This is a genomic window from Phytoactinopolyspora mesophila (assembly GCF_010122465.1).
Lineage (GTDB): Bacteria > Actinomycetota > Actinomycetes > Jiangellales > Jiangellaceae > Phytoactinopolyspora > Phytoactinopolyspora mesophila.
Genome location: NZ_WLZY01000010.1, coordinates 128194 through 141566, shown reverse-complemented (window position 1 = coordinate 141566; position 13373 = coordinate 128194). Strand labels below are relative to the sequence as shown.

Annotated in this window: 14 protein-coding genes; 7 read left to right on the top strand and 7 right to left on the bottom strand. The window is 62.9% G+C overall.

Annotation, left to right across the window (positions count from 1 at the left end):
* The first annotated feature begins 22 nt into the window (after positions 1-22).
* The 5 genes from F7O44_RS24345 (at position 23) to F7O44_RS24325 (ending at position 3505) form a co-directional block, all read left to right on the top strand.
* Positions 23-250 carry a hypothetical protein gene (locus F7O44_RS24345; protein WP_162452903.1) on the top strand — a complete coding sequence of 76 codons (228 nt, stop codon included), beginning with the start codon at positions 23-25 and terminating at the stop codon, positions 248-250.
* Complete coding sequence (locus F7O44_RS24340; RefSeq protein ID WP_162452902.1) at positions 240-1301, top strand: hypothetical protein; 1062 nt, start codon at positions 240-242, stop codon at positions 1299-1301. Before F7O44_RS24345 ends, F7O44_RS24340 begins: the two co-directional genes overlap by 11 nt.
* Before the next feature lie 137 nt (positions 1302-1438).
* Complete coding sequence (locus tag F7O44_RS24335) at positions 1439-1858, top strand: pilus assembly protein TadG-related protein (protein ID WP_343073916.1); 420 nt, start codon at positions 1439-1441, stop codon at positions 1856-1858.
* 22 nt (positions 1859-1880) lie between these two features.
* Positions 1881-2543 carry a hypothetical protein gene (locus tag F7O44_RS24330; protein WP_162452901.1) on the top strand — a complete coding sequence of 221 codons (663 nt, stop codon included), beginning with the start codon at positions 1881-1883 and terminating at the stop codon, positions 2541-2543.
* Positions 2534-3505 carry a hypothetical protein gene (locus tag F7O44_RS24325; RefSeq protein ID WP_162452900.1) on the top strand — a complete coding sequence of 324 codons (972 nt, stop codon included), beginning with the start codon at positions 2534-2536 and terminating at the stop codon, positions 3503-3505. The genes F7O44_RS24330 and F7O44_RS24325 overlap by 10 nt, the downstream gene beginning before the upstream one ends.
* A 544-nt stretch (positions 3506-4049) precedes the next feature.
* Here the strand turns inward: F7O44_RS24325 and argS are convergent.
* The 5 genes from argS to F7O44_RS24305 form a co-directional block, all read right to left on the bottom strand.
* Entirely contained in the window at positions 4050-5807 is a 1758-nt protein-coding gene (argS, locus tag F7O44_RS24320; RefSeq protein ID WP_162452899.1) for an arginine--tRNA ligase, read from the bottom strand.
* 62 nt (positions 5808-5869) lie between these two features.
* Complete coding sequence (locus tag F7O44_RS24315; protein WP_162452898.1) at positions 5870-6475, bottom strand: hypothetical protein; 606 nt, start codon at positions 6473-6475, stop codon at positions 5870-5872.
* A 128-nt stretch (positions 6476-6603) separates the two neighbouring features.
* Complete coding sequence (locus F7O44_RS29775; RefSeq protein ID WP_222851650.1) at positions 6604-7116, bottom strand: hypothetical protein; 513 nt, start codon at positions 7114-7116, stop codon at positions 6604-6606.
* A gap of 70 nt (positions 7117-7186) precedes the next feature.
* Entirely contained in the window at positions 7187-7522 is a 336-nt protein-coding gene (locus F7O44_RS29770; RefSeq protein ID WP_222851649.1) for a methyltransferase domain-containing protein, read from the bottom strand.
* Positions 7519-8922, bottom strand: a complete 1404-nt coding sequence (locus F7O44_RS24305) for a pyridoxal phosphate-dependent decarboxylase family protein (RefSeq protein WP_162452897.1) — start codon at positions 8920-8922, stop codon at positions 7519-7521. Before F7O44_RS24305 ends, F7O44_RS29770 begins: the two co-directional genes overlap by 4 nt.
* Before the next feature lie 400 nt (positions 8923-9322).
* Here F7O44_RS24305 and F7O44_RS24300 point away from each other — a divergent pair, with 400 nt between their 5' ends.
* On the top strand, positions 9323-10537 hold the full coding sequence (locus F7O44_RS24300; RefSeq protein WP_162452896.1) for a helix-turn-helix domain-containing protein: 1215 nt from the start codon (positions 9323-9325) through the stop codon (positions 10535-10537).
* A complete protein-coding gene (locus F7O44_RS32085; protein ID WP_162452895.1) occupies positions 10534-11136 on the top strand; it encodes a flavoprotein in 603 nt (200 codons plus the stop codon). The genes F7O44_RS24300 and F7O44_RS32085 overlap by 4 nt, the downstream gene beginning before the upstream one ends.
* A gap of 114 nt (positions 11137-11250) precedes the next feature.
* On the opposite strand, the gene F7O44_RS24290 is transcribed toward F7O44_RS32085, so the two are convergent.
* Both F7O44_RS24290 and F7O44_RS24285 read right to left on the bottom strand, forming a co-directional pair.
* Positions 11251-11820, bottom strand: a complete 570-nt coding sequence (locus F7O44_RS24290) for a flavoprotein (RefSeq protein ID WP_162452894.1) — start codon at positions 11818-11820, stop codon at positions 11251-11253.
* Positions 11817-13349, bottom strand: a complete 1533-nt coding sequence (locus F7O44_RS24285; protein WP_162452893.1) for a helix-turn-helix domain-containing protein — start codon at positions 13347-13349, stop codon at positions 11817-11819. Before F7O44_RS24285 ends, F7O44_RS24290 begins: the two co-directional genes overlap by 4 nt.
* Positions 13350-13373 lie beyond the last annotated feature (24 nt).

The window sequence follows — 13373 nt, the reverse complement described above, 5'->3', positions numbered from 1 at the left end:
GACGGCGGCGAGGTGACAGCTAATGGCCGATTTCAAATCAGGGGTCAGGGTATACGTGCTGGACGAGGGGCTCGCGCAGTTACGGGCCCTCATGCGCCAGGCGACGGGCATCGACCCAAAGCCCAATCACCACGGACCCATAGCCGAGGTGTGGGACGACGACGTGTTGATTCACTTCGACGACGGCAGTGGCGCGCCATATCCCCCTGCTCTCGTTAGGCACCTGAAAGAGGCGTCCAATGGCGAGTGAGATAACACCGAACGAGAACGACCATCCAGGCTGGCGCAAGTACCGGCCGTTGGCGCGGCTCGCCCTGGGCACCGGTATTGCCGCCACGTTGATCCTAAGCGTCACGTTCGCCACCCTGGCCAGCACGCCGCCCCAAGACGACTGCAGACCTGGGCAAACCTGGCAGTTTGGAATATGCGTAGACGACGACCCAGACGGCCCGGACCTTCCGGACCCTCCGGACGTTCCGGACGTTCCGGACGTTCCGGAGAGGACTCTTTGCGCGCAGAACGACCCCACAGCGCTCAACATCCCATGCCGATATGGAGACGCCGTCTTCGTCTCCGAGTACGACGGATACCTCCGCCGAATGAGTGAGTCTGAGGCCGAGATGTATGCGCCGCACGGCACACACGGCTGCGACACCTGTCTCCACCCAGGCGTCTGGGAAAACTACCCGGAAGGGTGGATTTATCAACTCCTTCGGCTGGCCGGATCTGGATATCCACCAGCGTGGGCGTCCCGAACCCCCGTTTGGCTTCCGGAAGGCCCCGAGGGGCCTCCGCCGGTGGATCCGGCCGCACTCGCGCAAGAGATCCTCGATGACATGGACCTTCAGCCGATCGAGATCGGGATGGCGCCGGCCACGTTGGAGCAGCGTTCGGACTCGATGGGCCTCGTCGGTGCGCCGGTTTGGATGTGGGCGGTCGACCCTTCGCCGCAAACGTGGGGGCCGCTGGAGGAATCCGGCAGTGAGCAGGGTGTGACCGTCACCGTGGTGGCCGAGGTTGAGCATGCCGTGTGGGACATGGGCGACGGTGGATCGAAGACGTGCAGCACGCCAGGTCAGCCTTACAACGAAGCCATGGGTGTGCGAGATTCGCCGGACTGTGGGTATCTGTACACGCGCACCAGTGGCGATCAGAGCGATCAGGCCTACACGGTGACAGCTACGACGATCTGGGCTGCGAGTTGGGAGGCTTCGACGGGGGAGTCCGGGACGTTGGATGTGGATCCGTTGACGTCTTCGGCGTCGGTGCGTATCGGTGAACGGCAGCTCATCGAGCAGTAGGGAGAGGACAGCGTGCGCCGGTTCGGAAGTCTCGCTCGCGCCGAAGAACATCAACGACGTCGTAAGTCGCCCACAGCGCGATCCGACCTAGGGGCACGCTTCATGTCGAGATTTGCAGAACGCGAAGGGTCTAAGACGTGTCGGACACAGTGAGTGCGCCGCGACGGAGTGATTGCGAGCGTGGAGCAATCGGCCTGGTCGCGAGCATCCTGGCGGTGGCGTTGATCGCGATCATCGGGCTCGTGTTCGACGGCGGCGTGAAGGTCCGAAACATGCAGCGGGCGGATAATGCTGCCGCTGAAGCGGCGCGTGCAGCGGGCCAACACATCGACGGTACGGATCTGGGCGGTGGTTTCGGGCTAGATGCCGGAGCCGCAATTGCCGCTGCGCGAAGTTACCTGGCCGAAGCAGGTGTCCAGGGCGACGTGTCGATCAGTGGCGACTTGATCACCGTCACGACAATCACCACCGAGAAGACCGTCTTCCTGTCCATCATCGGAATAACCACTATTACCAGCCACGGCGAGGCCACGGTAAGAATCGCCGAAGATCTGTGACACCAAGGAGCGGAAGGCGAGTATGAGCGGGACGGGTTATAGAGCCATTGTCCTTACCGGGATAACGGTGTGTGTGCTCACCGGATGCACGAACAACAGCGAGCCAGATAGCACGACTCCGATCTCCACTCAAACGCCGCCAACTGCCACCCCGACGTTTGCCGACCCGGACGAACCTGTGGGGCCGCCCCTCACGGCGCCGACTCAGGAGACGGCGACGCCGGATGAAACAACGCCGGAGGCGGAGCTTGAAAGCGAAGAGGATCTCGCATCTGGGGCGGCTGAGCTGGCGATTCTCGATTTTCATACGGTGATGGACCGGCTCTTTTCCGATCCAGAACTAGAGCTCGAAGAGTTGGACGAGGTTGCCATGGGGCAGGCATGGATCAGCGTTCACGAGAGTGTGCAGGATGCGCGGGCGGCTGGCCGTATACGTACGGGCGAATCAACAGTCCACGGCTTTGAGGTTATTGATCACGACCTTGATCCTGATCAGCCTGAGGAAGGGGTTGCGCCTCGACGAATCGTGGTTCGTGGCTGTCTCGTTACTCACAATGGTGATGAGGTGTATTTCCAGTACCTTTTGCACGATACGTCGGGCAGTGAGGATTACCACTGGCGAGTCGTCGTCGACGAACCGGTGTTCACCGATGATGATCCGCCGGAGCCTGAGCCATGCCCCTGAACCGCTGCCGCTGGCTCGTCCAGGTTATTGCGCCCTTAGTTTTGATGAGTTTCTTGGCCGTTGGCCCCTTATCTTGGCAAGCCCATGCAGGCCTCGCAATCTGCTGGGATCGCGATAGCGGAACTTTCATTGATTGCGAGGTGACGGATGACGACGACGATGGAGGCGGCGAGGGGGACGACGGTGATAACGACAACGGAGTTGAGCGCAGCTGCTACGTCATCCGGGGTGAAAGTCGGGAGGAGGTACCCTGTACCGCTGAAACTGGATACGGCACAGGTACGTGGTCGAATGGCCGCCAATGTTATGTAGGATTGGCGACACCTCAGCCAGAACCGGATAATGCGGTGTGGGAAGGGAACTATCCGCAAGGCGCTATCTACTACTGTGCCGATATGGGGCTTACCTTCTACGGCGAGACCTATCTGTTTTGGTCGGAATCATCGCCCGATGAGATTGCCGTCGACCCCGAGGTTCTCGCTTACCAAGCCTTGACGTCAATGCAGTTGGGCGCCATCGGTGTTGGTATGGCTCCGGCGACGTTGTCCCGGAATCCTGACTCGATGGGGCTGGTGGGTGCGCCGGTGTGGATGTGGGCCGCTGACCCGTCACCGCAGACGTGGGGCCCCAATACGGCCTCGGCGTCGGCCGGAAGCGTGTCCGTCACGGTGACCGCTGCGGTGGAGGAAGTGGTGTGGGATATGGGTGATGGCGCCTCGGTTACCTGTTCGACCCCCGGTGAGGCGTTCAATGAGGCCAAGGGTGTCCGTGAGTCCAGCGACTGTGGTTACCGATATCAGCGGACGAGTAGGGATCAGCCTGAGCAGGGCTTCACCGTCACGGCCACGACGTATTGGGTGGCGCCGTGGGAATCGAACACTGGCGCTTCCGGCACGATCAGCTTGGAACTGACGGCCACTGAACAGGTCCGTATCGGTGAACGCCAACTGATCGAACAATGAGTGGGCGTTCAGACACCAGTTGCCGGGTCCGGGTGGCGCCAGTGGTCTTCCAGCTTCCGTCAGCCACTCCGACTGCCGCATCGGTCTACAGCAGCTCAAGGTACACCGCCACTAGATCTCAAGTGCGGGAGTGCCGTCAGCCGCATCAGGATCCAATGCGTGTAGGTCGCCACTCTGTACGGCGAGTAGCTCGGATACGATGCTGCGATGCCAGGTGACCGCGGCAAGATGTTTAATCGGTCACCGCAGCGGAAATCGTCGGACGCCGTCAGCGCGAATCGTTCACGACTGATCGGCGTCGGGCGCGTGTAGAAGCACGGAAGCGCTTGTCGAGCAGGGGAGACTTCCACTTGCGACAGTTCAAAGTTCCTCAGGTGGAAGGCACCTCAGCCGCCCAGTGGCAGCAGCAGCGCGTAGGCCTCATTTCGCCTGGACCGCTGAGGTTGGGAGCTGCCCGTTATCCGGACCGTGCCATGGCGGTCTCGATTCGAGGGTGGACCCTGAGGTTCGGCGGTGACCCACTGATGCCGATTGAATGCTTCGGTCACATCCGTTCTGGTGCCTTGATGCCAAGGAGGCTAAGGCCATGTTCGAGCGTGCGGGCTGTGAGTTGGCACAGTGCGAGCCGGTTGCTGCGGAGAGGTTCGGCGGCGCTGAGGACGTGGCAGGCTTCATAGAACGTGGTGAAGTCACGGGCGAGGTCGTAGAGGTATCCGCAGAGCCGGTGCGGCTCGAGGGTGTCGGCTACGTCGGTGAGCGTGGTGCCAAAGGCATCGAGTTCCAGGGCGAGGGCGCGTTCGGCCGGTGCCAGCGGAATGCTGGGATCGATGGGCATTTCGGCGTCGCTGGCTTTGCGGAGGATGGACCGGATCCGCGTGTGCGCATACTGGAGGTAGACGCCAGTGTTGCCGGTGAACGACACCATGTGGTCCACATCGAAGGCGTAGTCCTTGACCCTGGAGGTGGACAGGTCGGCGTACTTGACGGCACCGATTCCCGCAGCTTCGGCGATTCGGTCGAGATCTGCTGGGGCCATGCCGGGGTCGCGCTCCGCAACAATGGTGCGAGCACGTTCGACCGCGTTGTCCAGGAGATCCATCAGTCGCACAGTGCCACCCGCACGTGTCTTGAAGGGGCGACCGTCCGGGCCTAGCACGGTGCCGTAGGCAACATGTTCGGCGTCTACGGCGTCGGTGAGCCAGCCGGCGCGGCGGGCTGCTTCGAAGATCAACTGAAAGTGCAGTGCCTGGCGGGAGTCGGTGACGTACAGCAGCCGTTTAGCCTTGAGATCGTGGATGCGATAGCGGATAGTTGCTAGATCGGTTGTGTCGTAGCCGTAGCCGCCGTCGCGCTTGCGCACCATGAGCGGTACGGCGCTGCCGTCGGGGCCGGTGACCTCTTCAGAGAAGATCACCAAGGCGTCGTCACTCTCCACGGCGATACCTGCGTCGACGAGTTCGTTGATCGTGCTGGTGAGCATCGAGTTGTAGAATGACTCGCCGACGGAGTCCTCCGGTGTGAGCAACACGTCGAGCCGGTTGTAGATGTCGCGGAAGGAATTCTCGGACTCGTCGACGATCTCCTGCCACCGGGCGGTGGTGGTGGGCTCGCCGGATTGGAGCGCGACCACACGTGCGCGGGAGCGGTCGGCGAAGGCCGGGTCGGCGTCGAACTCCTTGCGCGCGGCCTTGTACAAGTCGTCCAGGGCTGATGCGGCCGAGGTTTTGCCAGTAAGTTCGTCGTGGCGCCAGGTCGCGTCGGGGTGCTCGTCCAGGTATTGGATTAGCATGCCGAACTGGGTTCCCCAGTCGCCGAGGTGATTCTGCCGGACGATCTCCGCGCCGAGGAACTCGAGGATGCGGGCGAGACTGTCACCAATGATCGTCGTGCGAAGGTGGCCGACATGCATCTCTTTGGCGATGTTCGGCGCCGAATAGTCGATGACTGTCCGTCGTTCCGCTTGGGACACGGCAATGCCGAGCCGATCGCTGGCCAACCGTGCGGACATCTGCTCCCAGATGGCGTGCTCGGGCACCATGATGTTGAGGAAACCTGGACCGGACAGCTCGACGCAGCCGAACTGCTCGCCGTCGAGCGCAGTGGCCAACTCGGTGGCGAGGTCAAACGGTCTCATGCCCACCCGCTTCGCGAGCGCGAACGCCGCATTGGACTGGAAGTCAGCGTGTTCGGATCGGCGTACCACGGGGTCCGCACCTGCCAGGTCGGGGCGTGAGCGGTCGATGGCCTCGGACACGGCGGAAGCAACGTGGCCCGATAGCGGCAGCACCTCGTGGTTACTCACAGATACAGTCCTCCTTGATCGTCGGGCTATCATCCCAGGTCCGCCCATTGGGCCGTCGCCGGCTATGGGATGCGCCTGAGCGCTGTGATGACGGCGTGAAGCACCGCTTGGTCAAGTGTGAAACAACTTCCGTCGACATCACGGACGATACCCTCGGCGGCCAACTGAGCCAGTCCGCGGTGCAGGACGGAGATCAGGTAAGTGTTGGCAGCGTAGCCGAGGTAGTCCTTCTTACTTGCGCCATCGGGGCCCAGGGTGATCGCCGCTACCGCACTCGAAAGTGTGATCACCTGTCCATGATGGAGCGATAATGCGAGCATTGCTACAGCACGCTCGGCTGCTTGTCGATGCTTTTCGTATAGCGCAACGTTACCGCCGAGGAAGGAATGGGGGCTGGTCAGCGCATTGAGCAGAAGCCGAAGACGAAATTGTTTGGAGTTGAGGAACCATGGCTCCACCACGACTGGTTGCACCTCGATCATGTCGTCGTCGGCGAGGAAGGAGCATAGCGAGACAGCGGCGGCTACGTCGTTGCAGGTGGCGTGCAACTTGACCGCATAGTCGACCTCTCGGTCGAGGCCCAAGCCATGATTTTGGTGAAGCTGGCAGGCGGCGTGTACGAGCTCCGCCAGATGGCGGTCGGCGAGCGGCTCGGGCGTAACGAACACGAGGTCCAGGTCCGAGGTCGCGGTGGCAGTTTCCGCAGGAAAAGAGCCGTAGGCGATGCCATATCCGTCTGGTCCGGCGAACCGCTGTCGCAGACGGCTCGCCGCGTGGAGCGGAGCCAGTGGCGACATCATGGGACGCGCCCAGGTAGGTGGCAGGCGGGATGGGGTTTGGTGTGGAAATCGATCACGTGGACACCGCTGGGCAAGGCGACGTCGCCAGACGGTTGTACGTAGCGATCCACGAACCTGCCGATCTCACGCTGGACGGCGGGTGCATTGATCAAGTCGGGAAAACTCTTGAGGTGTACGACGTTGAACCACGCCATGGCCGCCTCGCGATCGGCAGCCCAAGCCACCCCGCCGTAGCGGCTGTGGGTCAACGTTCCATGACCGTGCTCCTCGGCCTGTCGAAGTCCACTGAGCAGGAGATTTAGGGTGTGGTTACGCCCACCTTCTGGGAATGGTGCAATGCGCTCCCACAAGCGGGTAACCAGTCGCTGCTCAGAGGTCTCGGCATCGAAGAACAGCGCCAGAAAATGACCGCCGGGGGCTGTCAAACTTAACAATTGGTGCACGAAGTTGAAAGCCTGCTCACGACCGCGGGTGATGTCGTCAACAGGTCGTACACCTTCAGCGGTCATCGTTTCGAAATACTCGCCAAGCGGATAGCTCAGCGACCAGAACGCGGCGACGAGGTCGAACGAACCGAAATTACCCTCGTCCAGTAGGTGAATGACCGCGTCGCGGGTCTCCAGGCAGAGGGTCTCGGCATCCGGAAATCGTCGCTGAACGAGCCTCGATCATGATCGGGCTGTAGTCGGCTGCGATCAGTCGTCGTGAGTACGGAGCGAGCCGAGAAGTCATGCGGCCGGTGCCGCAGCCGAACTCTACGACGGCAAGGCCGGCTGCGGCCTCACCGTAGTATTGATTCAGCACGTCGGTGACCAGGTCCACGTCTTCAATGCCGTTGAAGAAGTGCGGCAGTAGCCGCTGGTCGTATACACCGGCTACCTCGTACACTGCCCGGAAGTGTTCCAGCTCGGTCATCGGGCTTCACTTTCGAGGTCGCGGCCGAGCCTGGAAACGTAGGTCAGCACCTGTGTCATATCCTGCTCTGTGGTGCGCGGGTTGTTCGCCATGAATCGCAGCGGGTACAGAGTCGCGCCAGGGCGGAGGCGACCCAGATCGTCCGGGAGGCTGAACTGGTGCAGATGCCACTGCCCTTCAGCGAGCATTCGCGAGTGAATCCGTTGATTGACCGCGTTGATTCGCGCGACGACCGTCGTGCTCAGATTGCCTCGTCGCAGTTTGGTGCCCTCAGGTAGATACATGAACGCCACCGCGACCAAGTCCGGCTCGTGCACGCGCACCAGACTAGGATGGTCGTCAACCAGCGTGGCGAACCGGCGTGCTCGCTCGATTCGGTTCTCGGCGATTTCGGCCAACCCGGTCTGGCCGTGCGCGCGTATCATCATCCAAAGCTTCAATGACATCCAGCCCTTGGTGCCGATGAAGGGTGTGACCTGACCAAAGGCGTAATCCTCTTGCATTATGAGATCGGAATAGCTGGAGATCGTCCGCAGGGCCGCCGGGCGCCGCACCAGCAGCGCGCTTAGGCTATAAGGCACCGCCATCACCTTGTGCGGGTCCACGGTCACACTATCGAACAAGTCGATACCGTCGATCATGGATCGGAAGCGCTCGTTGAATGCACACACGAGTCCCCAACAAGCATCCACGTGGAGCCAGATGCCTTGGTCGGCAGCGTGCACAACGTCGTGAACGGCCCGCAAGTGTTCCACCGTCTGGGTGCGACTGTCACCGGCATAGGCAACCACCGCCATGATCTGCCCAGCGTGGTCACGCAGGGCCCGTCGCAGGCTGGACATGTCGTAGCGGAAACCTGCCGTGTCGACCTCGATGATCTGAGCGCCGACGCCGATCCAGGTCAGCGCGCTCTTCACGCTGTAGTGTCCGATTCCGCGGGGAACAATCACTCCAAAGCGGCCCGGATCGGTGACGCCGTGCTGCGTGGTGTCTGGAGCCGCGTGCTCGCGCGCCAGCATCATAGCGATCGTATTGCTTGCCGTTCCACCGTGGGTGACTACGCCACCCACATCCCAAACGGTCGTTACATCGGACGCCGCAGGATTGGTGAAACCAAGCAGATCACGCAACCAGCGGAGAACCTGCATTTCGACGAAGGTCGCACTCGGTGAATCGAAACTTTGGTTGATCAGATTCTGTTGTGTAAGGAGCGCCAAGATTCCGCCGGCAAGGGCGGCGGCATCGTCACCCGTGTCCCCGAACCCGAGAAACCGAGGGCTGGCTTCGTTCTTGCACAGCGGCAGAACTTCGTCAACGAAGGACTCCAGGACGGCGTCGAGGGTGCTCGCCTTCTCAGGTAGGTCACGGATCAGCAGGTCTCGGATCCGCTGCGGGGCCATGCGGCGGCCGAAGATCTCGGGTCGGGCCTTGAACTCTAGACCGACATCCAGCGCACGATGTAAGAGCGCGGCTTCACGATCGGCGTCGGAGGCATGGTGCGCAGAGTAGAAGGCCGTGTCTCGCGCCGGACTGAGCCTAGGCCACCGGGAGGAGCGTGCGTTTGTGGCCAACGGTACCTCCGCGGTTGGCGACGAGCGGAGCGACAGGCTATCTCGCCCTGACCATGCCTGGCGGCTCAAGAGGCGATTCAACGGTCTTAGCGGCGGCAATTGAGCCCACATCACCAAACTCCGATCTGGTGTTGTCTACAGCGACAACTCCAGGAGACACGAGCCAGCCGCGCGGTAGCCGGACAAACTGTCCGGGTCCAAGAACGTGTGCTGAACTATCGTTGGCTCCATGCGTGGAGCGGGAGACCACCTCAGCATCGGGGAGCGCATCGCGTTCTACCGGATACGCCGTGGGCTGACGCAAGCCGTACTCGCGAACCTCGTGGGTCGCTCAGAGGACTGGCTCAGCAAGATCGAGCGCGGCGAGCGGGAGATCCGGCGACTCGACATTCTGACGGAGCTCGCCCGCGCGATGCGCGTAACGCTAGGCGACCTCGTCGGCCAACCCGTTTTGGTCGAAGACGACCGGGGGGACGACGACGTACCAGCCGTACGCGACGCGCTGATGAACCCACGGCGTCTGTCTCGACTTCTGTTCGACCAAACCGCCGCCGACCCGCTCGACGTCATGCGCACGGAACACATGACGGTGGCTGCGTGGAACGACTACCAGAACGGTAGCCTCGGCCGGACGATCGCCGCCTTGCCTGGACTCATCATGTCGGCACACGAGCTTGAAGGCGACAGAACGCGGCCAGGATGGCGTGTTTCAGCGAGAATCCATCACCTGGCCGCTACGACACTCAGCAAGATCGGTGAGGTCGACCTGGCGTGGATCGCATCTGAGCGAGCGATGGGTGCGGCAGACCTGTCTGATGACCCCTTGGTGCTGGCATCCGCCGCACGAGCTAGCACCCACGCGTTGCTGTCGGCTGGTCGCTACGACGACGCACTGCAGGTTGGCGAGGCTGCCCGCTCGTGGCTCGCCGACAGGGCCCAAGGCGGAGATCCCGACGCCCTCAGCCTGATCGGTATGTTGGACCTCCGAATGTCGGTCGCCGCCGCGCGGCGGCAGGACCGCGAGACCGCGACAACGCTTCTGAGCCGGGCCGGTGTCGCCGCCGCTCAACTCGGTCGCGATGCGAACCATTGGCAGACCGCGTTCGGTCCGACCAATGTCGAGCTACACCGGATCTCAACCGCACTGGACCTTGGCGATATCGCGTACGTAGCCGAGCACGGCCCCAGCATCGACCCCAGCGGCCTGCCAGTCGAGCGGCAGGTATGCCATCGCATCGACGTTGCCCGTGCCCACAGTCACCTCGCCCAAGACGAGTACGCTGTTGAGGCATTGCTTTTGGCCGAACAACAGGCGCCGCAGTTCGTGCGCCACAACCCGGTAGTCCGGGAAACCGTACGCGCGATCTATCGCCGTTCACCGGTCACGATCGGCCGCCGTCAATCTGATGTCATGCAATTCGCCGACCGCTGCCGCGCCGTATGACTGGCCCCGTCCTCGGACTTGTCGCCTGTGCAGCCGGCGGCATAGAACATATCCGGTCAAAGCTCATTGCCCCGATGCAGGCCGATGGTTGGACCGTCGCAGTGACACTGACGCCCACGGCCGCGACTTGGCTGCGAGCCTCTGGGGAATACAGCAAGATCGAAGCCCTCACAGGATTACCGGTCCGCGCAGAGCCGCGGCTGCCTAGCGAGACCAGCCCCCATCCGCCGGTCGACTGCTACGCCGTCGTCCCAGCCACAGCCAACACCGTCGCAAAGCTATCCCTTGGTATCGCCGACAACCAGGCACTCACCACCGTGTGCGAAGCAATCGGAAACCGTCGCCCGCCGGTCGTGATCTTCCCACGCATTAATGCCGCCCACGCCGCACAACCGGCGTGGTCAGGACACCTAGAAGCGTTGCGGCAATGCGACGTGCGACTGGTCTACGGCGAGGACGTGTGGCCGCTGCATCCTCCTCGAACGTCACCGGGCCGAAAGCTGCCCTGGCAGGCGCTGCGCGCTGTAATCGCCGAGGTCGGGGGGCGGCTGGCGGAACGGCGAGCTAGCAGTGGAGGAAGTGGTATGGGACATGGGTGACGGCGGTTCAGACACCAGTTGTCGGGTTGCTCCTGGTCTTCCAGTTTCCGTCGGCCACTGCGGACGCCCAATTGGACGCCATGAGCGACGACAAGCGAGTTTAGCCGAGAAGACTCACTGCCCGAGTCGGCGGTCCGTCATGTCGGCGATGGGTGCGAGTGCCCACTCCCAGCGGAATGCGCGAGCCACCGCGTCGCCGGTGCCAGACTCCAGCGGTCCGTCCACACCGAGTTGCCCGCTGCGTGGGTCCACGAGATGCGCGCCAGCTTGCCGCAGCGTTGCCAGTGAAGGCGTCCAGGCTGGGTGGCCGGCCAACGACTGGCTGACGAACGGCACGATTACCAATCGCCGGTCCGCTCCGAGCGCTTCGCAGAGCACACTCAGCGCGTACGTGTCGGCGATCCCGGCGGCGAGCTTGTTGATCGTGTTGAATGTCCCGGGCGCGAGCACGACGGCGTCGGGTCGCGCCAGCCGCTTGGTTGTGTCCGGCTGCCGGTGCTCATTGAGGATGGGCACGTCGAGACGTTCGAGGGCGTCGTGGTCCAGCCAGGCCGAAGCCGCGTTGGTCGCGATGACGGCCACGCGCCACCCCTGATCGCGTCCAAGAACGACGGCACGGTGAACGTGACTGGACAGCGGAGCACCGGTGGCCACCAGGTAGAGCATGCGGTTGGAGCTGATCACGAGACTCCTGCCCGTCGAGCGATCGGTCGGAGCGCGGCGATGCGACCATGGCGTTCTCGCCGCAGCAGCTCACGGATCACGTTCGTGCTGACGCCGTTGAAGCGGAGCAGCTCCGGAGCCGTGCGGTCCAGCGCCTGGAGCTGCACTACGGCGGCGTCGTCGTTGCGAAGCTGGGCGTGGGCCCACGCAAGGTTCAGGTGGACTTGGGCGCGCCGCCCGCGAAGACCGACGGGAAGAGTCTCGGGGTCGAGCGAGTCGGCGAGTCGCAACACTTTTCTCGGGTCACCTACCTCCATCGCAGCGGAAAGCCGGTGGATCACGACGTTGGTCGGACCGAAAGCCGTCCAACCGTGATTGGCGTTTCGCCCTAGCCGTTCGCCAAGGCTCTCAGCCTGCGCAAGTCGCTGGTCCGTCTCTACAAGGTCTCCACGGCGCGCCGCGATGACTGCGGAGATCAGCCAAAGGGCGCCGGTACGGGACAGCAGTTCTGGCTCGTCAAGGGTTCGACGGGATGCCGTCAGCCTTTCAGCGGTCCGGACAGCAAGACACTCAGCGGGTTCCTTCTCCCCGGCTGCAAGCATCGCGCCAACAAGCTGGTACGCCGCTGCGCTTTTGGCACTGGTGGAGTCCGCGACCATCGCTGCTGTCGCGGCACGATCGGCACACACCCAGGCGAGTTCCGCCTCGCCGACCTTCGTCAACAGCTTGGCCGCGACCGCATATGTCGAACTGCAGGACTCCTGCATGCTTCGTGATGCATCGCCGGCGACGCTTGCGGCCTTAATGAGACCGGGGAGCTTCCAGGCAACCGCCTCGTAGTTCGCAGCCTGGTAGTCCAACTCAGCCTCGCGCACTGCGGCCTCACGCTCAGCCAATGGCACGGCCACCGGTTCGGCAGCCATGTGGTTATAGCCCAGCGCGGCGAGCCGAATGCGGTCGACAATCTCCGCCCGCAGGTACTGCCGATGGCGCCGGTCCGGCCGAGGCTGCCGAGAGTCTCCCCACGCGGTGGCCGCGAGCCCATATGCGAGCACTCCGAGGGCGTGCCCTCGCGCGATCTCCATGTCATCTCTTCCGGTGCCCTCCTGCCTGACGCACCCGGACTCGGCGGCGACAGCGGTCGGGTTGGCCGGCACACCAGTGACGCCGGCAGGAATGTTGAAGATCGCCTGGCCATCAGCAGGGTTGACAAAGAGCGGAGTCAACACCGTCTGGCCGTCGACGACCAGAGGGAGGAAGATATCTGACTTCTTCAATGCCGCCGGCGGCTCCTCGGAGCTTGATGTTTCACGATCTGTTTCGACCAGTTGGGCGAATCTGGCTCTCTCATGGTCGGATGCTCGGTTCAGGACGACGTCGAGCATGGCCTGGCTGGCAGGCTGCAGCGTGATGCTGTCCCGGCGTGTTTCCCACTTACTGACAGTCCGGATCGCGACCCCGAGGTGTGCGGCGAAATCGCGGACGCTCATGCGCATGGCGCGACGCAGCGCGGCAGTTTGTATCCCCGTCCAGCTGTGAACGGTGTCCATACACCCAGGTCCTTCGTCGAGGCG